We start from the raw sequence: 20057 nt of genomic DNA on the forward strand, positions 1-20057 counted from the left end.
GGTTCGCCACCCCCAATGACCTTGGAAATGAAGGTGTTTGATCGCTGAGGGTGAGTGTGGAGCTTGTCGTCGGGTCCGGGCATGCCAAAACGATGCGATCTCGGGCCGTTCTCGACTCACCTGCACGAGGGATGCGCGCCACGGCGCAGGCCACCGGCGCGCGCATATATGCGTGCGCTCCCCCGCATTCCTGGCGCCCCCATTCTCGGAACGGCGGAATCCTCATAAGGTGAGCAGTATTGAGTCGACGGCGACGTCGGACGGGACGGTCGAGGAGGACCTGCGGTGAGCGAGAAGAGCCCGAAGCTGCGCGCCGAGCTGGACGGCATTCCGACATACAAGCCCGGCAAGCCGGCTGCCGCGGGAGGGCCTGTCGCGTACAAGCTGTCCTCGAACGAGAACCCGTACCCGCCGCTGTCGGGCGTGCTGGAGACCGCGGTCGCCGCGGCCGGGAACTTCAACCGGTACCCCGACATGGCCTGCACCGGCCTCGTGAACGAGCTCGCCGAGCGCTTCGGCGTGCCGGTCGAGCACATCGCGACGGGCACCGGCTCGGTCGGCGTGGCCCAGTCGCTGATCCAGTCGACCGCCGGCCCGGGCGACGAGGTGATGTACGCCTGGCGCTCCTTCGAGGCGTACCCGATCATCACGCAGATCTCGGGCGCGACCTCGGTGCGGGTTCCGCTGACCGACGGGGACGTGCACGACCTGGACGCGATGGCCGCGGCGATCACCGACCGGACCCGGCTGATCTTCGTCTGCAACCCGAACAACCCCACCGGCACGGCCGTGCGCCGCGCCGAGCTGGAGCGCTTCCTGGACCAGGTGCCCTCGGACATCCTGGTGGTCCTGGACGAGGCGTACCGCGAGTTCGTGCGCGACGCGGACGTACCGGACGGCATCGAGCTCTACCGCAGCCGCCCGAACGTCGCCGTGCTGCGTACGTTCTCCAAGGCGTACGGGCTGGCCGGCCTGCGGGTCGGTTTCGCGGTGGCGCACGAGCCGGTGGCGGCGGCGTTGCGCAAGACGGCGGTGCCCTTCGGCGTCAGCCAGCTCGCGCAGGACGCGGCGGTGGCTTCGCTGCGCGCCGAGGACGAGCTGATGGGCCGCGTGGGGGCGCTGGTGAGCGAGCGCACGCGGGTGCACGAGGCGCTGATCGCCCAGGGCTGGACCGTGCCGGACACGCAGGCGAACTTCGTGTGGATGCGGCTGGGGGAGCGGACCGGCGCGTTCGCGGAGGCCTGCGAGAAGGCCGGTGTGGTGGTCCGGCCCTTCGCGGGCGAGGGCCTGCGGGTCACGATCGGTGAGACCGAGGCGAACGACCTCTTCCTGCACACGGCCGAGGCGTTCTTCAAGGAGCTCTAGGAGCTGCCGGCGGGGCCGTCCAGATCATCCGGACCTGTCGGATGTGCCGGAGCGGCTGGGGCTGCTGGGGTTGCTGGGGCTGCCGGGGCGATCAGGCGAGTTCCACGCGGACGGGATCTCCGTCGCGGACGGTGGACAGCAGGCGGGGGTCGCCGTCGAAGGAGCCGAGCACGTTGCACGGGCTCGCGAGGCGGCTCTCGCCTGCGCGTGAGATCGGCGTGGGGCCGTAGGGCAGCGCGAGAGCGTCGCCCTCGGTCCAGAACGCGACCGTGCCGGGGGCGACGACCTGCTGGGCGTCGTCCTCCAGGGCGACGGAGACCCCGGTGTCGAAGTAGACCTCCTCGCCCCAGGTGTTGGCGGAGGCGGAAATCGGAAGGGCCTCGACCAGCGCCTTGCTGGTCGGGGTCTCGTCGAGGGTTGCGGTGAGCTGGCCCGCGGGCCAGGAGATTCGTATCTGCATGAGCTGAATTCAACAATCTGTTGAATAAATTGGCTAGGGGGGACCCCCCTCGACGGTGGCCGAGAGTGGTACGACATAATGCTTGTGAATGTGAACGCGTTCACAAGCGTGTCCTGCTTCCTCCCGGTATGGGTGGAACCCGCCAGGCAGACTGCGGCTGTGACCACGGCGACGACAAGGAGAAGACGACGTGGACCTAGCTTTGGCGCCGGAGACATTGGCGCGATGGCAGTTCGGCATTACGACCGTCTACCACTTCCTCTTCGTGCCCCTGACGATCTCGCTCGCCGCCCTGACGGCGGGCCTGCAGACGGCGTGGGTGCGCACCGAGAAGGAGAAGTACCTCAGAGCCACGAAGTTCTGGGGAAAGCTCTTCTTGATCAATATCGCGATGGGTGTCGTCACCGGCATCGTCCAGGAGTTCCAGTTCGGCATGAACTGGTCCGACTACTCGCGATTCGTCGGCGACATCTTCGGGGCCCCCCTGGCCTTCGAAGCCCTGATCGCCTTCTTCTTCGAGTCGACCTTCATCGGTCTGTGGATCTTCGGATGGGACAAGCTGCCGAAGAAGATCCACCTGGCGTGCATCTGGATGGTGTCCATGGGCACCGTCCTGTCCGCCTATTTCATCCTGGCGGCCAATTCCTGGATGCAGCACCCGGTCGGGTACCGCATCAACGAGGAGCGGGGCCGGGCCGAGCTCACCGACTTCTGGCTCGTGCTGACCCAGAACACCGCGCTCACCCAGTTCTTCCACACCATCACGGCCGCCTTCCTGGTCGGTGGCGCGTTCATGGCCGGAATATCGGCCTTCCACCTGGCGCGCAAGAAGCACATCCCCGTGATGCGCAGCTCGCTGCGCCTCGGCCTGATCGTCATGATCATCGCCGGCATGGGCACGGCGATCAGCGGTGACCTGCTCGGCAAGGTGATGTACAAGCAGCAGCCCATGAAGATGGCCGCCGCGGAGGCGCTGTGGGACGGCGAGGCGCCCGCGCCCTTCTCCGTCTTCGCCTACGGGGACGTGGACAAGGGCCACAACAAGGTGGCGATAGAGGTCCCCGGCCTGCTGTCCTTCCTGGCCAACGACGACTTCACCTCCTTCGTCCCGGGCATCAACGATGTCAACAAGGCGGAGCAGGAGAAGTTCGGCCCCGGTGACTACCGGCCCAACATCCCGGTCGCGTACTGGGGCTTCCGCTGGATGATCGGCTTCGGCATGGCCTCCCTGGGTGTCGGAGTGCTGGGCCTGTGGCTGACCCGCAAGAAGTTCCTGCTGCCGCAGGGGCTGCGTACCGGGGAGGACGAGGTTCCCCACCTGGTGCTCTTCAAGAAGCCGCTGAGCCCGAAGTTCGCCGACCTCTACTGGCTCGTCGCGCTCTGGACGATGGGCTTCCCGCTCATCGCCAACTCCTGGGGCTGGATCTTCACCGAGATGGGCCGCCAGCCCTGGGTCGTCTACGGAGTGCTGCGCACCAGGGACGCCGTCTCGCCGAACGTGTCCCAGGGCGAGGTGCTCACCTCGATGATCGGCTTCACGCTCCTGTACGCGGTGCTGGCCGTGATCGAGGTCAAGCTCCTCGTCAAGTACGTCAAGGCCGGCCCGCCCGAACTCACCGAGGCAGACCTCAACCCGCCCACCAAGATCGGTGGGGACGACAAGAACCCCGACCGGCCGATGGCCTTCTCGTACTGAGGGAGAGGAGCGCCCACCATGCAACTCCACGACGTCTGGTTCGTACTCATCGCCGTCCTGTGGACCGGCTACTTCTTCCTGGAGGGCTTCGACTTCGGGGTCGGCGTACTGACCAAGCTGCTCGCCCGTGACCGCACGGAGAAGCGGGTCCTGATCAACACGATCGGACCCGTCTGGGACGGGAACGAGGTCTGGCTGCTCACCGCGGGCGGTGCCACCTTCGCCGCCTTCCCGGACTGGTACGCCACCCTCTTCTCGGGCTTCTACCTGCCGCTGCTGCTCATCCTGATCTGCCTCATCATCCGTGGCGTCGCCTTCGAGTACCGGCACAAGCGCCCCGAGGACCGGTGGCAGACCAACTGGGAACACGCGATCTTCTGGACCTCGCTGATCCCCGCGTTCCTGTGGGGCGTCGCCTTCGCCAACATCGTGCGCGGCGTCAAGATCGACGAGAACAAGGAATACGTCGGCGGCCTCCTCGACCTGCTGAACGTCTACTCGCTCCTCGGCGGACTGGTCACCCTCACCCTGTTCACCTTTCACGGCACGGTCTTCACCTCGCTCAAGACCGTCGGTGACATCCGGGACCGCTCGCGGAAGCTGGCGACCCGGCTGGGCGTGGTCACCGCCGTACTGGCCCTGGTCTTCCTCACCTGGACCCAGGTCTCGCGCGGCGACGGTACGAGCCTGATCGCGATGATCGTCGCGGTGTCGGCGCTGGTCGGGGCCCTCGGCTTCAACCTCGCCGGTCGCGAGGGTTGGTCGTTCGCACTGTCCGGGATCACCATCGCGGCAACCGTCGCGATGTTCTTCCTCACGCTCTTCCCGAACGTCATGCCGTCCTCGCTGAACGAGGCCTGGAACCTCACGGTCACCAACTCCTCGTCCAGCGCGTACACCCTGAAGATCATGACCTGGTGTGCGGCCGTGGCCACCCCGCTCGTGCTGCTCTACCAGGGCTGGACGTACTGGGTATTCCGCAAGCGGATCGGGACGCAGCACATCGTCGATGTGCACTGATCGGTGCACCGATCCGGTCACCGATCCGTCCACCGATCCGTGCGTCGATGGGGTACCGGGCCCCCGCACCCGGTCCCCGCGACGTATGACCCGCCCGTCCGGCTGACGACCTCCCCGAGGGGATGTTTCACGTGAAACCGATCGACCCGCGCCTGCTCCGGTACGCCCGGTCCACCCGCCTCTTCCTGGGGGCGGTGGTGGCCCTGGGTCTCGCCGGGGCGGGGCTGGTCGTCGGTCAGGCGATGCTGATCGCCGAGATCGTGGTCGGAGCCTTCCAGCAGGGGCTCGACGGCCAGGCGCTCCGAACGCCCCTGCTGCTGCTCGCGGCGGTGGCGCTCGGGCGCGGGTTGATCGCCTGGCTCACGGAGCTGGCCGCGAACCGGGCGGGCGCGGCGGTCAAGTCCGAGCTGCGGCGCAGGCTGCTGGACCGGGCCGCGGAGCTCGGGCCCGGGTGGCTGTCCGGGCAGCGGACCGGATCACTGGTGTCACTGGCCACCCGGGGCGTGGACGCGCTCGACGACTACTTCTCCCGCTACCTGCCGCAGCTGGGGCTCGCGGTGGTCGTGCCGGTGGCCGTGCTGGCCCGTATCGTCACCGAGGACTGGGTGTCGGCGGCCATCATCGTCGTGACGCTGCCCCTGATCCCCGTGTTCATGATCCTCATCGGCATGGCCACGCAGTCCCGGATGGACCGGCAGTGGCGCCTGCTGTCCCGGCTCTCGGGGCACTTCCTCGACGTGGTGGCCGGGCTTCCCACGCTCAAGGTCTTCGGCAGGGCGAAGGCGCAGGCCGAGTCGATCCGCAAGATCACCGACGACTACCGACGCGCGACGATGCGGACCCTGCGCATCGCCTTCCTCTCCTCCTTCGCCCTGGAGCTGTTGGCGACCCTGTCGGTGGCCCTGGTGGCCGTGACCATCGGCATGCGGCTCGTCCACGGCGAACTGGATCTCTACACCGGGCTGGTCATCCTGATCCTGGCGCCCGAGGCGTATCTGCCGCTGCGGCAGGTGGGGGCCCAGTACCACGCGGCGGCCGAAGGACTGGCGGCCGCCGAGGAGATCTTCGAGGTCCTGGAGACCCCCACCACCGGTACGACCGGTACGGCCGAGCTGCCGGCCGGCGCTCCCCTGCGGATCGAGATCGAGGGCATCGCCGTCCGCTACGAGGGCCGCGGGGAGGACTCGCCCCGGCCGGTCTCGCTGACGGTCGGGCCGGGGGAGTGCGTGGCCCTGACCGGCCCCAGCGGAGCGGGGAAGTCCACACTGCTCCAGGTGTTGCTGGGATTCGTCACGCCGACCGCCGGGCGGATCAAGGTCGCGGGCGTGGACCTGGCCGAGCTGTCGCCGGCGCAGTGGCGGCAGCAGGTCGCCTGGGTGCCGCAGCGGCCGCACCTGTTCGCCGGAACGATCGCCGAGAACGTACGCCTGGCCCGCGCGGGAGCCTCCGACGCCGATGTGGCCGAGGCGTTGCGGGATGCCGGGGCCTGGGAGTTCGTGACCGCGCTGCCGCGCGGGGTGCAGACCCCGCTGGGCGAGGGCGGTGTGGGGCTGTCGGCCGGACAGCGGCAGCGGCTGGCCCTGGCACGCGCGTTCCTGGCGGACCGGCCCGTGCTGCTGCTGGACGAGCCCACGGCGGCGTTGGACGGGGAGACCGAGGCAGGGATCGTGGACGCGGTCCGACGGCTCGCCACGGGGCGGACCGTGCTGTTGGTCGTGCACCGGCCGGCGCTCCTCGCCGTCGCGGACCGGGTGGTGGCGATGTCGGCGGGCGACGGACCCGAGGGGCTTCGCACCGACGGGGCACTCCCCCGCCGTGCCGCTTTGCCGGTCGGCGCTCCCCTGTTGTCCTCCGGTGCGGCCGATGACCGCGGTGAGTACCTCCCGGACACCGGCGAGTGGATCCTCGGCGCGGCGCGTGAGCGGGCGGCCGAACCTGCCGACGGTACGACCGGCTCGGGCACGACCGGTTCGCGCGTGGCGGGTTCAGGTGCGGCGGGCGATCCGCTGCGCCGGGTCCGGGCGGTCGCCAAGGCGTGGCAAGGACGCTTCAGGCTCGGGCTGGTGCTCGGCGCACTGGCCGTCGGATGCAGCGTCGGCCTGATGGCCGTGTCGGGCTGGCTGATCTCGCGAGCCTCGGAACAGCCGCCCGTGCTCTACCTGATGGTGGCCGTCACCGCCACCAGGGCCTTCGGAATGGGCCGCGCCGTCTTCCGGTACGCCGAGCGGCTCGTCTCGCACGACGCCGTGCTCCGGATGCTCGCCGACCTGCGCGTCTCCGTGTACCGCCGACTGGAGCGCATCGCGCCCGCCGGGCTGCGCGAGCACCGGCGCGGGGACCTGCTGGCCCGGCTCGTGGCCGATGCCGATGCCCTGCAGGACTACTGGCTGCGCTGGCTGCTGCCCGTCGGCACCGCCGTTCTCGTCGGGACGGGGTCGGTCGCCTTCACCGCCTGGCTGCTGCCCGAGGCCGGTGTCGTGCTCGCCGTCGGGCTGCTCGCCGCCGGTGTCGCGGTACCGCTGGTCAGCGGGGCCTGCGCCCGCCGTGCGGAGCGCAGGCTCGCGCCCGCCCGCGGTGAACTCGCCGCTCGGGTGGCCGATCTGCTCACCGGGACCGCGGAGCTGACCGTGGCCGGGGCGCTGGAGGACCGTAAGGGTCGGACGCGCGAGAGCGACGGCCTGCTGACGCGCATCGCCGCGCGGGGCTCGGCCGCGGCCGGACTGGGCGGCGGCCTGTCGGCCCTGGTGTGCGGGTTCACCGTCGTGGCCGCCGCGGCCGTCGCCGCGAACGCCGTCCACGACGGACGGCTGTCCGGGGTGGCCATGGCCGTCGCGGTCCTCACGCCGCTGGCCGCCTTCGAGGCGGTGAACGGGCTTCCGCTCGCCGTCCAGTACCGCCAGCGCGTGCGCCGTAGCGCCGAGCGGGTCTACGAGGTCATCGACGCGCCGGTCCCGGTCGCCGAGCCGGAGCAGCCGACCACGGCCCCCGCTTCGCCGTTCCCGCTGCGGTTGACGGGGCTCACCGCCCGCCACCCGGGCCAGGAGCGTGCCGCCCTGCGGGACCTGGACCTGACCTTGGAGGCAGGCCGCCGCATCGCCGTCGTCGGTCCCTCGGGGTCGGGCAAGACAACTCTGGCCCAGGTGCTCCTGCGGTTCCTGGACCCCGCCGAGGGTGCGTACAGCTTGGGCGGGAGCGACGCGCGCACGCTCGACGGCGACGACGTACGCGCTCTCGTGGGCCTGTGCGCCCAGGACGCCCACATCTTCGACAGCTCGGTACGGGAGAACCTGCGCCTGGCCCGGACCGGGGCGAGCGAGGAGCAGCTGCGGCAGGCGCTGGCCGCGGCCCGGCTGCTGGAGTGGGCCGACGGCCTTCCGGACGGGCTGGACACGCTGGTCGGCGAGCACGGCGAGCGGATCTCGGGTGGCCAGCGCCAGCGACTGGCCCTGGCCCGGGCGCTGCTCGCGGACTTCCCGGTGCTGGTCCTGGACGAGCCGGCCGAGCACCTGGACCTGGCCACAGCGGACGCCCTGACGGCGGATCTGCTGGCCGCGACCGAGGGCCGGACCACCGTGCTGATCACGCACCGGTTGGCCGGCCTGGAGGCGGTCGACGAGGTGCTCGTGCTGGACCGTGGTGAGGTGGTGCAGCGTGGCCCCTACGCGGAGCTGGCCGCCGCCGAGGGACCGCTGCGCCGGCTGCTGGAGCGGGAAAGGGCGACGGACGGAACTTTGGTCAACTTTCCCCGCCAATAGGGACTAACTACGCTCAGGACCATGTCAGCGCAGCAGTCGCAGGAATCGCCGGATCCCTCATCGGGGCCCTTGCCGGATCCGTTGTCGGGACCGCCGGGACCACCGGCGACTGCGGGAGCCTCGGAAGGTCCGGACCCACTGGTGGCCGCCGCCCAGGCCACCAGGAGTCTGCAGGGCCTGTCCACCGAGCTCACGGCCCGTGTACCGCAACTGTTGGAGGCCATGAGGTCGGTCGGGACCGGGCTCGAACTGCACTCCACTCTGGACCGCATCTGCGAGACCGCGGCAGAGCTCGCGGGCGCCCACTACGCGGCGATCGGCGTCGTCGACACGGAGGGCCGCGGGCTCTCCGACTTCGTCACCCACGGGATCAGCCCCGCGCAGGCCCGAAAGATCGGACACCGCCCCGACGGGAAACGGGGCCTGCTCGGCGCACTGATCTCGCACTCCGACACGGTGCGGCTCACCGATCTGACGAAGGATCCGCGCTCGGCGGGGTTCCCACCGCACCACCCGCCCATGAAGACCTTCCTCGGAGTGCCGATCCGGGTGCAGGGAGAGATCTTCGGCAATCTCTACCTCGCCGAGAAGCACGGCGGCGGCGAGTTCAGCGACTACGACGTGCACATGGTCCGGGTACTGGCCACCGAGGCGGGCATCGCCATCGGCAACGCCCGGCTGTACGAGGCCGCCACCCAGCGCGAGCGCTGGATCGACGGATCGGTGGCCGTCACCACCGCCCTGCTGTCCGGCGGGGACGCGGACGACGCCCTCGCGGTCGTCGCCGAACAGGCCCGCCGGCTGGCCGACTCCGACGCCGGAATCGTCATGCTGCCGGCTCAGGAAGGCGGGATGGAGATCGTCGCGGTCTCCTCCGAGAACCCGGCCACCTCGCTCGGTGTGGTGATCCCGGCCGAGAGCCCGGTGATCGACAGGCTGCTGGAGGGAGAGCCGGTCTTCGTGGACGACGCCGCGTCCGACCCTCGCATGACCAGCGAGCTCACCAGTCGGTACGGCCCGTGCATGTTGCTGCCGCTGCAGAGCGGGGGGCGGGTGCTGGGTGCGCTGGTCACCCCCCGGGCCCGCGGTGGGCGGGCGTTCACCGAGGTCGAGCGGACCCTGGCCACCCAGTTCGCCTCGCAGGCGGCGCTCGCCCTGATGATGGCCGAGGCGCAGCGCGACCGCGAGCGGCTGGCGGTCTTCGAGGACCGGGACCGGATCGCCCGAGACCTGCACGACCTGGTCATCCAGCGGCTCTTCGCCACCGGGCTGATGCTGGAGGGCGCCCAGCGCCGGACCGCCGTCCCCGAGGTACGTGACGGCGTGGGCAAGGCGGTGGACGAACTGGACGTGACGATCCAGGAGATCCGCACCGCGATCTTCGCTCTCCAACAGGGTCCGGCGGAGGCCCCGTCCGGGTTGCGCACCCGGGTGCTGCGGGAGATCAACATGGCCGCGGTGCCCCTGGGCTTCAAGCCCGCCCACCGTTTCCTCGGCCCGATCGACACGGTTGTCGGTGAGCTGGTGGGCAAGAACCTGATCGCCGCCCTGCGCGAGGCGTTGTCCAACGCCTTCCGCCACGCCGAGGCGAGCCGGATCGACGTGGTCATCGACTCCACCATCACGCTCGCCGACGGTCGGCCCGGGGTCCGGTTGGAGGTCGCCGACGACGGGGTGGGCATCCCGGAGGGCGGCCGCCGCAGCGGGCTTCGCAATCTGCGCCGCCGGGCCGAGTCGCTGGGCGGCGCGAGCTCCTACGGCCCGGGCATCGGCGAGGACGGCGGCGGGACCACCGTGGTGTGGGAGGCCCCACTCGAACCGGCGGTCTAGGCCGTCTCCGAGGGGGCGATCCGGACGAGACGGCTTAGGCCGTCTCTTCCGGATCTTGCCGGGCCCGCGTCGCCCGGCACCGCACCCGGCCGCGTTGTCGGGGCGACCGAGTACGTCCAGTACACGGGCGCCCCTCCGCCTTGCCGGGCACGGCACCGGACGCCGCGGGCTCGACCGACAAGATCCGGAAGAGACGGCCTAGGCCTGCTGCGCGGTCCGTTCGGCCAGGATGCGCTCGATGACGAGGGCGACCCCGTCCTCGTTGTTGGCGACCGTACGGCCGGACGCGGCGGCGATCACATCGGGGTGGGCGTTGCCCATGGCGTACGAGGTGCCTGCCCAGCTGAGCATCTCCACGTCGTTGGGCATGTCCCCGAAGGCGACGACCTCGGCGGGGGAAATGCCGCGCTCGGCGCAGCACAGCGCCAGGGTGCTCGCCTTGGACACGCCCGGGCCGCTGACCTCCAGCAGTGCGGTGGGGCTGGACCGGGTGATCGACGCGTACTCGCCGGCGGCGGCTCGCGCCAGCGTCAGGAACTCGTCCGGGGCCAGCTCGGCGTGGTGCGCCAACAGCTTGAGCACGGGCGCGGAGCTTTCGTCCGTGTCCTCGTGCAGCAGCTTCTCGGCGGTGGCCACCCGAGCCCCCGGGTCCTTGAAGAAGGGCGGGTACGCCGGCTCGTAGTTGATGCCGGTGGTCAGCTCGACCGCGAAGGAGGTGCCGGGGGCGGCAGCCCGCAGGGAGTCGACGACGGCGAGCGCCGCCACTCGCGGAAGGGCTCTGACCTGCACGAACTCTCGTCCGGCATGCAGGTCGACCACCGCCGCGCCGTTGGCGCAGATCGCCAGGCCGTGGCCGTGGACATGGTCGCTGACCACATCCATCCAGCGGGCCGGGCGGCCGGTGACGAAGAAGACCTCGATCCCGGCCTCCTCGGCGGCGGCGAGCGCGGCGACCGTGCGCGGCGAGACGGACTTGTCGTCGCGCAGCAGGGTGCCGTCGAGGTCGGTGGCGATCAGCCGGGGCGTGGGGGTTGGCCCGTCCGGGCACTGGGGAGCCGAGGTCACGGCTCCATCTTCGCCCATGGCCGAGGAGCTCCTGACCATGGGAGGGAGGCTGTCACCTCGGGCGATGTTTCACGTGGAACAGCGCCGTTTCACGTGAAACATCGGCTCGCCGTAGGCTCGAACCATGAGTCTGCGTCTGAGCACGGTGATCCTTCCGGTACGTCGATGGCACGAGGGAGGGCGCGATCAGTGGCTCCGGGCCGAGCAGCTCGGGTTCCACACCGCGTACACCTACGACCACCTGTCCTGGCGGACGTTCCGCGACGGCCCGTGGTTCGGCGCGGTCCCCACCTTGACCGCGGCGGCCACAGCCACCGAGCGGCTGCGCCTGGGCACGCTCGTCACCTCGCCGAACTTCCGGCACCCGGTGACGCTCGCCAAGGACCTCATGAGCCTGGACGACATCTCCGGCGGGCGCATCACTCTGGGCATCGGTGCGGGCGGGAACGGCTTCGACGCGACCGCGCTGGGGCAGGAGGCCTGGTCCCCGCGTGAGCGCGCCGACCGGCTCGCCGAGTTCGTGCCGCTGCTGGACCGGTTGCTGACCGAGGGATCGGTGAGCCACGAGGGGACCTTCTACTCTGCCGAGGAGGCCCGCAACATCCCCGGCTGTGTGCAGCGGCCCCGGCTGCCGTTCGCGGTCGCCGCGAACGGACCGCGTGGCATGAGGCTCGCCGCCCGGCACGGCCAGGCCTGGGTGACCACGGGCGACCCGAAGCTCTTCGAGGAGGGCACGCCCGAGCAGTCGCGGGAAGCCCTGCGCGGGCAGCTCGAACGGCTCGGCGCGGCCTTCCAGGAGATCGGGCGGGACGTGGAGCCCGTGGAGAAGATCCTCCTGACCGGCTTCACGCCGGAGGCCAACACCGTGCTGCAGTCGGTGGACGCGTTCGTCGACTTCGCCGGGCGCCACCGTGACCTGGGGTTCACCGAGATCGTGATCCACGCGCCGATCCCCGACTCCGAGTTCGCCTGCGACGAGGGCGTGTTCGAGAAGATCGCCACCGAGGCCCTGGCCCAGATCGACAGCTGACGCGCCGGTCGTCGTCGCCGCTCGCACGAGCGGCGACGACCGGGACCGCTGGGCCGTCTCTGTCGGATCCTGCCGGGCCGGCGACGCCGGCACCGCACCCGGCCGCGTTGTCGGCCCGGCTCCGGACGCCGCGGGCTCGGCCGCCACGATCCGAAAGAGACGGCCTAGTCCCTGTCGTTCAGCTGGGCGAGCAGGCGCTCCGCGGCCGGCAGGAGCCAGTCCGGCAGGTCGGCCTCGGGCAGCGCCCGGATCTCGTCGATCAGCGCGGAGACGCGGGCGGAACCCGCTTCCGCGTCGCCCCGCTCCTGTTCCGTCCAGGCCGCGTTGTTCACGCTCTGGAACCGGTCCCGTAGGTGGTCGGGGCCGAGCTCCGCGTAGACCCGGGCGGCCCGGTCACACAGCTCGATCTCCTCCAGGCGCAGCTCGTCGACCTCCGCGGGGCTCAGCGTCGTCGCCCGCTCCGCCCCGGCGTCGGCGAGCCGCTCGTCTTCCTCGTCGCCCTCGTCGTCGCCCAGGTCGTCGTCCTCGTGGGACTGCCCGTTCGCGTTGATGTGCCGGTCGAGCACCTGCCCCAGCTGGTGCCAGGTCTGGGCGAGTTCGGACTGCAGCCCAGGGGCTCCGGGATCCGCCGCCAGGGCCGCCTCCAGTACCTCGGCGGCCTCTTCCATCCGCTTCCGGGCCCCCGCCACCGTGGCGGCGGTGACCTCCGCGCGCAGCCCCAGCCAGGCCAGGGAACGCAGGATCCGCACCTCGGCGACCGGGACCTCGCCCGTGCGCCTGTGCAGCTCCAGGGCCCGCTCGTAGGCGGCGGCCGCTTCCACGGCCAGTCCGGCGTCGTTCAGGGTGTCGGCGGCCGAATGCGCGAGGCCCGCCTGCGGACGGGGATCCTCCCAGTCCTTGGTGATTTCCGCCGCCAGCAGATACTGCTCCGCCGCCGGCCGGAGGTCGTGCAACCGGCGCAGCAGATCGCCCAAGAACTCCCGTACGGAAACCGCCTGCTGGTCGCCGTGCTCCAGCAGGTCGGCCAACGCCGACTGCAGGACCTCCACCGCCTCGGCGCTGCGGCCGTCCCCCGCGTAGGCCCGGGCCAGCAGCAGCCGGGCATGCGCACCACCGTCGGCAGTGAGCCCCGCCTGGTCGAACCAGTGGGCTCCGACCAGCGCGTGCTCCGCGCTCTCGGCGGCCGCGTCGCCCCGCTGCAGCAGGATGTCCGCGAGCGTCAGCCGTACGACGCCCTGCGTCTCGGCGTCGGTCACCTCCGCGGAGTGTTCCAGCGCCGAACGCGCCGCGGCCTCCGCTTCCTCGGGCCGCTCCAGGGTCATCAACACCCCGGCCCGCAGCACCAGCGGGTCCACGGCCTGCCACGGCCGATCCGCCAGGACCGCCCGCGCGGCGGACGCCGCGAGCAGGGGCACGGCCCGTTCGGGGTCGCCCTGTGCCAGCGCCACCCGGCCCAGCATCTCCTCGGCCTCCGCCACCAGGTCCGCCACGGTGCCCTCGTGGGCGGCGACGAAGCCGGTCAGTTCGGCGGCCAACACTCCGTGGTGGTCGTGGTGGTCGTCCGCGTCGGGCGTCTCCACCGAGCGCAGGTACGACTCCATCCGGATCGCCGACAGTTCCGCGAGCGCGATGCGCCGGGCCCGGAGCGGCTCGGCGGCGTCCAGCGCCTCGGCGGATCGCAGGGCGGCGCGCAGCAAGGCCCGGACCTCCGCCGGCGCGGCTCCGGACTGCGCTGCCACACCGGCCAGCCGCAGTTCCGCGAGCGCCACCCGCTCGGCGAGACCGAGCGCCCGGTAGTTCTCCCGGACCGCGCTCAGCAGCTCCGGCGCCTCCTTGTCGCCGCGCCGACCGGCGGCCAAGGCCTGCTGGTCCGCGAGGTCGGCGCGGACCAGCGGATCGACCTCCGGCTGCGCGTCCAGCCGTACCGCCACCTCGGCCCACAGCGCGTCCGTACCCGGATGGCCCAGGTCACGGGCGCGGCGGGCCCGCTCCACCAGGTCGGTGAAGACGGCGGCCGTCAGGGCCGGCCCGGATCCGGGGGCAGCGGGAACGGGAGCGGGGGCCGTGGCGGTCTGCGGCAGCGCCGCACTGCGTACCCCGAGCGGCAGCGCCGCCAGCAGCGGTTCCCGGCGCACCTGCGCGAGGAAGCGGTCCGAGACCCGGGTCGTGCCGTTGCGCGCGTCGAACTGTCGGGCGATGTCCAGGCAGCCCGCGTACAGCACCTCGTACAGCTCGTCGACGCTTCGCGGGGTTCCTTCGTAGGGCACGGCCGGGGTCCGCCCGTGGCCCAGTTCCCGCAGGCGGCGCAGCAGCACGAGGATGGCGCCGTGGAAGGCCAGCCGGTCGTCGAGGTTGGCGAGCGGAGCCACATGGGCGGCGTGGTCGGCCAGGATCTCCAAGCCACGGGATTCGTTGCCGGTGAGGGCGCAGAACTCTATGTGCTTGCCGACCGAGGGCAGCAGGCTCTCGTTGCCGCGAGCCATGCGGTAGCCGCGCAGGTGGTGGGAGCGCGCCTCGTCGGCCTGGCCGAGCCGCAGCAGTGGCAGCAGCGAGGTGGCGAGCAGCCGGTGGGGCTCCTCGGCGCAGGTCAGGTCACCGTCGAGGACGGGCTTCCACAGCTTCAGCGCCTCGGCGTCGTTGCCGTGCAGGACGGCGTACTGCCCCTGACCGTTGAGTTCGCAGGCCCGGCAGTCGCTCATGTCGTCCCGCTCGGCGGCCAGCCAGCTCCGGAAGGCCCGCTCGGCGCGCTCGTCCTCACCGATCGCGTCGGCGAGCCACAGCTCCGCCTCGCGTACGGGCCGCTCGCTGTATCCGGCGATCCGGTAGCGGCGTTCCATCTCGTCCAGCCAGCCGGTCGCCGACTCCAGCGGAATCCCGGGGGAGTCGGAGATGGCCGTGGCCACCCACTTGAACTGCCAGAACAGCGAGTGCGCGTCCCAGTGGGAGAAGGCCCCCGGGTCCTTGTCGTACTCCTGGAGCAGCCGGGCGAAGGGGACCAGCATCCTGGACGACTCGGCGCTGTAGAGGTAGGCGTTGATCAGGTTGTCCAGGGCCTCACGGAACAGGGTCCGGTCACCGCTCGTCTCCGCCGCGCCGGCCAGCGCCTCGGCGTGCGCGTTGCGCGCGGCACCGTTGGGCGATTCGCGGTTCTCCGCCAGACCCCGCACGATCTCCTCGCGCGTCAGCGTCGTCACTTCTGGTCCTCCTGGGCGTCGCGGGAGTCGGTGGAGTGGGTCGCCCATTCCAGGAGGCCGAGGAACGCCCGGTTGAGCAGGGTGGAGTCGGCGGGACGCAACGGCCGCTGGGACATCAGCAGGGCCTGCCCGTAGAGCGATTCGACGGCCGTACTGGTCAGTGCCTCGTCGGGCAGCGCGGCGATCCGGCGGATGAGCGGGTTGTTGTGGTTGAGGACCAGGCGGGCGCGGGGTGCGGAGCCGCGCAGCGCGCCGAGGATGCCGCTCCACAGGGAGTCGGCGCTCTCCAGCGCGGCGGTGCGGTCGCGCTCCTGGCGGGCCTGCCGGTCGTCGAGGTACAGCGCGGGCACGGAGACGGGCTGGAAGGCGCGCAGCACCACGTCACAGCCCTGCGCTTCCAGTCGGGTGCGCGCGGTGGCCAGGAACGGGGCGAGTGCCAGTTCGGTCGCGGTCGGCACCGGGTCGAGCCGCTCGGTGACGGCCCCGGCGTCGAGCTCGGTGACCTTGAGCTCCGGCCGTACGGTGGGCAGCAGGGCCAGCAGGTCCGCGTCGTAGGTGTATCCGGCGTTGATGACACCGAGCCCGTGGGCCGCGGCGATCGGCGCGATCTGCCGGAACTCCTCGACGGTGCGGGTGAAGTGGATGTCCGTATGGGCGGCCGCGAACTCCTGGAGGCTCATCGAGCCGTCGCTCGTCTCGAACGGCAGCCACGGCAGCATCAGCCCGAGCAGCTCGGAGTCGTGCCGGGCCATGGACTTCACACCGAGGTGATGGACCTGAAGGAAGGCGGCCAGGCGCTCCGGATCGCTCGCCGCGAGCTCGGCGAGCCAACCGCGGACGCGGGCGCCGAGCGCGTCCCGTACGGCGGCAAGGGTCTCGTCGTCGTACAGGTTCTCGCGGGAGGCGGTGGGACGCAGGGTGTCCGTGTCGAGGACGGCGCGGACGAAGAACGCCCAGTCGGGCAGCAGGTTGTCGGCCCTGTCGGTCAGCAGCATGCCCTTGAGGTGGACGCGGTGTCCGGCCCGGTGGGCGGGGCTGGTCGGTTCGGGCAGGACGTACGCCACCCCGCGTACGCCGGCGACCGGCAGGTCGAGGTCGATGCTGTCGAGCGGGGTGAAACCGAAGAGCTGCGCGCAGTGCCCGGCGAGCGCGACGCGACGGGCGGCCGGGGTGGGGAAGGGGCGGTCCCAGACGGCGGGCCGGTCGGTGACGGGGCGCGGCGCGCCGCCCTCGCCGTCGTCGAAGGTGATGTCGTACGGCAGCAGTGAGCCGTAGTCGCGGGCCAGCTCCTCGACCTTGGCCGGGACGGCCCACTCCGCGGCGCCCGGGCGGGCCTCCAGTACGACGGTGGTGCCCGGCTCCGGCCGTGCCTCGTGGGGCAGTTCCCGGACGGTGTAGGAACCGTCGTCCGTGGCCAGCCATTCGACGGGCGCGGCCTGGGGGTCGCGGGCGGAGCGGGTGACGACCCGGATCTGGCGGGCCACGACGAAGCACGCGAGCAGGCCGATGCCGAACTGGCCGAGGAACTCCTGGCGGGACGCCTCCAGGCCCTGCTCGTCGAGATCGGCGCCGTCGCCACCGCGCTTGGAGCTACGGCCGATGGTGGCGAGGAGGGAGTGGGCCTCGGCGGCGGTCAGGCCGATGCCGCTGTCCTCGATGGTCACGCGGCCGCCGGATGCCGAGAGGCGGATGCGGACCTCGGCCGCCGGGTCGAGGGCGTGGCGTGCGGTGATCGCGTCCACCGCGTTCTGCAGGAGCTCGCGGACGTAGACGCGCGGGCTGGAGTAGAGGTGGTGGGAGAGGAGGTCCACCAGGCCGCGCAGGTCGACCTGGAAGCTGTGGGGCGCGGACGGGGGCGTGGACCGCGGTGCGGACGGGGGCGTGGACGTGGACGTCATAGGGCGTCACCTCGCGTGCATACAGGGATGGTTCGGTGATCGCGAGGTCCCCCCTCACTGATCCCGGAGTGGTTCACACATTAGGGGGATGGTCGGACAATCTCTGCGTGAATTCCGGCGCCCTGCCCCGGATCTACTGGAAGCGCAGGAACTGCGGCGGTACGGCGTCCACCAGCCACACCCCGTTGGCGCTGATCCGGAAGACGTGCCCGGCCGCTCGCATCGCCCCGGCGTCCACGCTGAGCACGACGGGCCGGCCGCGACGCGCGCCGACCCGGGTGGCGGTCTCCCGGTCGGGGGACAGGTGCACATGGTGGCGGGCCATCGGACGCAGGCCCTCGGTGCGGATCGGATCCAGGGCGGCGGCGACGGTGCCGTGGTAGAGGTACGCGGGCGGTTCGGCCTCCGGAAGGTCCAGGTCCACGGCGACGGTGTGCCCCTGGCTGGCCCGGATCCGGGTGCCGTCGACGGCGAACCGCTGCTTGTCGTTGGCGGCGACGACGTGGTCGAGCTCGGCCCGGCTGAAGGGGAAGCCGTGCGTGGCGGCCGCGCGCAACAGGTCGTCGATCTCCACCCAGCCGCGAGGATCGAGCACCAGTCCGATCCGTTCCGGCTGGTGTCGCAGGTGTTTCGAGACGTACTTCGACACCTTCACGGTGCGTCTTTCATCCATGGCCCCAGCGTGCCCCCGTCGGACCGCCTCGTGGCAGCGATTTTCCGGGGGTCGGCGGGTGGAGACAGCTGGTGGACACCCTCTATCGCCATTCCAAGATGCGGAATATATTTTCCGCTGCCGCTTCTGTTCAGAGGGAGAAACCATGACAGCCCAACCCTCACTGTCACGCCGCGCCGCTGCTGAGCTGGTCGGCACCGCCGGCCTGCTCGTGGTGGTGATCGGCTCCGGACTCAAGGCCGCCGAGCTCAGCCGCGACACCGGTGTCGCCCTCATCGCCAACTCCTTCGCCTCGGCCATCGGCCTCGGGCTGATCATCACGATCTTCGGGCCACTGTCCGGAGCCCACCTCAATCCGGTGGTCACCCTCACCTCCTGGTGGTCCCGGCGGACCGGCGGCGCAGGCCTGGGCGGCCGCGAGGCGCTCGTCTACGCCGCGGCCCAGAGCGCGGGAGCCATCGCCGGAGCCCTCGTCGCGGAAGTCATGTTCGGCCGGACCCCGGGCACCTTCGCCACCCAGGTTCGCGACGGTGGGCACCTGCTCATCGGAGAGGTGGTCGCCACCGCCGGTCTGGTCCTCCTGATCCAAGGCCTCGGCCGGACCGGGCGCCCCAAGCTCATTCCGCCGGCGGTCGCCGCGTACATCGCGGCCGCGATCTGGTTCACCTCTTCCGGCTCGTTCGCCAATCCGGCGGGCACCATCGGGCGGAGCTTCAGCGACTCCTTCACCGGCATAGCCCCCGAGTCGCTGCCCGGATTCGTCGGCGCCCAGCTGGTCGGCGGAATCCTCGGTCTGGCCCTGGCGGCCCTCCTCTACGGGACAGGGACCGGGTCGGGGACGGGGTCCGGGACCGGCTCCAGGGCCAGGTTCGGGGGCCGGTTCGGCCGGAGCGTGAAGCCGGCCTCGGTGGACGGAGCGAGCCCCGCCATGGCGGCGTACGAGACCGTAGGGTGAGACGACGACTCAGTTGCCCACAGGAAAAGGGTACTTGTCCACAGCCGTTTGGGCGGGTTTTGACGGCAAACGCGTGATCCGCCCTGTGGAACCTGTGGAATCTGTGGATCGAGCTCGACCGGGTGTGACCGAGCGCTCCTCCGCGACCACCCAGCCCGCCGCGACCGCCCGGCCCGCCACGACCGCCTGCCCCGGCGTCACCGCTCGGCGCGGCGCGCCAGATCGTTCATCGTCCGGGCCTGGAGCTCCCGCTCCGTCGCGGCCCGGACGAACTCCGCGACATGATCGGCGCCCACCAGATCCTGCACCGCCCGCACCGTCCCGGCCGGCAACGCCACGGGCGAGGGTCCCGTCGGCCCCGCCGCGCCGGCCGATCCCAGGTGGCGCTGGAGGTGCCGGGTCGCGAAGAGCCGCATGGCCCGCGCCAGCTCCGCGTCCACGGTCTGCTGGGCCAGCGGCCGAAGCCGCCGCACCATCGTCGCTGCCTCCGCCGCGTCGGCGTCCGTGGGCGGCACCTGCCCGAGGTAGCGCGCGAAGACGTGCTCGGTGGTGAACTCCAGGAACCGCGAGGCGATGTGCTCCACCTGTCCCCGCAGTTCCCGCAGGTGCCCGGTGATCGCCGACAACGGCACCCCGGCCGCGTACAGCTCGGCGGCCACCGCCAGTTCCTGCGGGGAGGGCACCAGGAACTGGTCCGGGCGCCCCGGGATCCGCTCCAGCACCCCGAGCTCGCACGCCTCGTCCACGGCCTCGTCGTCCGGCCGGCCGCCGAACCGATCGTTCAGCTCCTCCCGACTGATCCGGGCCGCCTCCTCGTCGGTCCACGGCCCGTGCACCTCGGCGACCAACCCGAGTACGCCGCCCAGACCGCGCCCCGCGTCCCAGGCCTCCAGCAGTTCCTTGATGGAGGCGAGCGTGTAGCCGCGGTCCAGCAGGTCCGCGATCTGGCGCAGCCGCGCGAGATGCGTGTCCCGGTAGACGTTGGAACGGCCCCGCCGCTCCGGTTTCGGCAGCAGGCCGCGGTCCTGGTACGCCCGGATCGTGCGCACCGTCGCCCCGCTGTGGTGTGCCAGATCCTCGATCCGGTACTCGGCTACCGCCTGATCGGACAATCCC

At 71.5% G+C, this 20057-nt stretch carries 13 protein-coding genes; 7 read left to right on the plus strand and 6 right to left on the minus strand.

What is annotated here, in order from left to right:
- Positions 1-285 precede the first annotated feature (285 nt).
- Positions 286-1365, plus strand: coding sequence for a histidinol-phosphate transaminase (hisC, locus tag BCL76_RS11260; RefSeq protein ID WP_109779315.1), 1080 nt, complete (start codon positions 286-288; stop codon positions 1363-1365).
- A gap of 91 nt (positions 1366-1456) precedes the next feature.
- Here the strand turns inward: hisC and BCL76_RS11265 are convergent, their stop codons facing one another.
- The gene (locus tag BCL76_RS11265) at positions 1457-1825 is read right to left on the minus strand and encodes a cyclophilin-like fold protein (RefSeq protein WP_109779316.1); all 369 of its coding nucleotides are present in this window, start codon (positions 1823-1825) and stop codon (positions 1457-1459) included.
- A gap of 190 nt (positions 1826-2015) precedes the next feature.
- On the opposite strand from BCL76_RS11265, the gene BCL76_RS11270 reads away from it, so the two are divergent.
- The 4 genes from BCL76_RS11270 to BCL76_RS11285 all read left to right on the plus strand — a co-directional run bounded on the left by BCL76_RS11270 (position 2016) and on the right by BCL76_RS11285 (position 10126).
- Entirely contained in the window at positions 2016-3521 is a 1506-nt protein-coding gene (locus BCL76_RS11270) for a cytochrome ubiquinol oxidase subunit I (RefSeq protein ID WP_109779317.1), read from the plus strand.
- A gap of 18 nt (positions 3522-3539) precedes the next feature.
- Positions 3540-4541 carry a cytochrome d ubiquinol oxidase subunit II gene (gene cydB / locus BCL76_RS11275; protein WP_109779318.1) on the plus strand — a complete coding sequence of 334 codons (1002 nt, stop codon included), beginning with the start codon at positions 3540-3542 and terminating at the stop codon, positions 4539-4541.
- Positions 4542-4672: 131 nt separating this feature from the next.
- Entirely contained in the window at positions 4673-8296 is a 3624-nt protein-coding gene (gene cydD, locus BCL76_RS11280; protein WP_109779319.1) for a thiol reductant ABC exporter subunit CydD, read from the plus strand.
- A 138-nt stretch (positions 8297-8434) separates the two neighbouring features.
- Entirely contained in the window at positions 8435-10126 is a 1692-nt protein-coding gene (locus BCL76_RS11285; protein ID WP_181382520.1) for a GAF domain-containing sensor histidine kinase, read from the plus strand.
- 198 nt (positions 10127-10324) lie between these two features.
- Here BCL76_RS11285 and BCL76_RS11290 read toward each other — a convergent pair whose 3' ends face one another.
- A complete protein-coding gene (locus tag BCL76_RS11290) occupies positions 10325-11209 on the minus strand; it encodes a Cof-type HAD-IIB family hydrolase (RefSeq protein ID WP_109779320.1) in 885 nt (294 codons plus the stop codon).
- A gap of 106 nt (positions 11210-11315) precedes the next feature.
- Here BCL76_RS11290 and BCL76_RS11295 point away from each other — a divergent pair, with 106 nt between their 5' ends.
- Positions 11316-12221, plus strand: coding sequence for an LLM class flavin-dependent oxidoreductase (locus tag BCL76_RS11295; protein ID WP_109779321.1), 906 nt, complete (start codon positions 11316-11318; stop codon positions 12219-12221).
- Positions 12222-12385: 164 nt separating this feature from the next.
- Here BCL76_RS11295 and BCL76_RS38495 read toward each other — a convergent pair whose 3' ends face one another.
- The 3 genes from BCL76_RS38495 to BCL76_RS11310 all read right to left on the minus strand — a co-directional run bounded on the left by BCL76_RS38495 (position 12386) and on the right by BCL76_RS11310 (position 17986).
- Complete coding sequence (locus tag BCL76_RS38495) at positions 12386-15415, minus strand: tetratricopeptide repeat protein (RefSeq protein ID WP_146228355.1); 3030 nt, start codon at positions 15413-15415, stop codon at positions 12386-12388.
- A complete protein-coding gene (locus BCL76_RS11305; RefSeq protein ID WP_109779322.1) occupies positions 15412-17313 on the minus strand; it encodes an HSP90 family protein in 1902 nt (633 codons plus the stop codon). The genes BCL76_RS38495 and BCL76_RS11305 overlap by 4 nt, the downstream gene beginning before the upstream one ends.
- A 133-nt stretch (positions 17314-17446) precedes the next feature.
- Positions 17447-17986: an RNA 2'-phosphotransferase gene (locus tag BCL76_RS11310; protein ID WP_109779323.1), complete on the minus strand. Its 540-nt coding sequence runs from the start codon at positions 17984-17986 to the stop codon at positions 17447-17449.
- A gap of 145 nt (positions 17987-18131) precedes the next feature.
- Between BCL76_RS11310 and BCL76_RS11315 the strand changes: the two genes are divergently transcribed.
- Positions 18132-18941 carry an aquaporin gene (locus tag BCL76_RS11315; protein WP_109779324.1) on the plus strand — a complete coding sequence of 270 codons (810 nt, stop codon included), beginning with the start codon at positions 18132-18134 and terminating at the stop codon, positions 18939-18941.
- Between the two features lie 197 nt (positions 18942-19138).
- On the opposite strand, the gene BCL76_RS11320 is transcribed toward BCL76_RS11315, so the two are convergent.
- Complete coding sequence (locus tag BCL76_RS11320) at positions 19139-20053, minus strand: MerR family transcriptional regulator (RefSeq protein WP_109779325.1); 915 nt, start codon at positions 20051-20053, stop codon at positions 19139-19141.
- Between the last annotated feature and the right edge of the window lie 4 nt (positions 20054-20057).

It is taken from the genome of Streptomyces sp. CG 926 (assembly GCF_003148825.1).
Taxonomy (GTDB): Bacteria; Actinomycetota; Actinomycetes; order Streptomycetales; family Streptomycetaceae; genus Streptomyces.

Bases quoted from the DNA above. Each gene is read 5' to 3' on its own strand.
- BCL76_RS11310 (WP_109779323.1), bottom strand. From the start codon at position 17,986: ATGGATGAAAGACGCACCGTGAAGGTGTCGAAGTACGTCTCGAAACAC.
- BCL76_RS11305 (WP_109779322.1), bottom strand. From the start codon at position 17,313: ATGACGTCCACGTCCACGCCCCCGTCCGCACCGCGGTCCACGCCCCCG.
- BCL76_RS11265 (WP_109779316.1), bottom strand. From the start codon at position 1,825: ATGCAGATACGAATCTCCTGGCCCGCGGGCCAGCTCACCGCAACCCTC.
- BCL76_RS11315 (WP_109779324.1), top strand. From the start codon at position 18,132: ATGACAGCCCAACCCTCACTGTCACGCCGCGCCGCTGCTGAGCTGGTC.
- BCL76_RS11290 (WP_109779320.1), bottom strand. From the start codon at position 11,209: ATGGGCGAAGATGGAGCCGTGACCTCGGCTCCCCAGTGCCCGGACGGG.
- BCL76_RS11295 (WP_109779321.1), top strand. From the start codon at position 11,316: ATGAGTCTGCGTCTGAGCACGGTGATCCTTCCGGTACGTCGATGGCAC.
- cydB (WP_109779318.1), top strand. From the start codon at position 3,540: ATGCAACTCCACGACGTCTGGTTCGTACTCATCGCCGTCCTGTGGACC.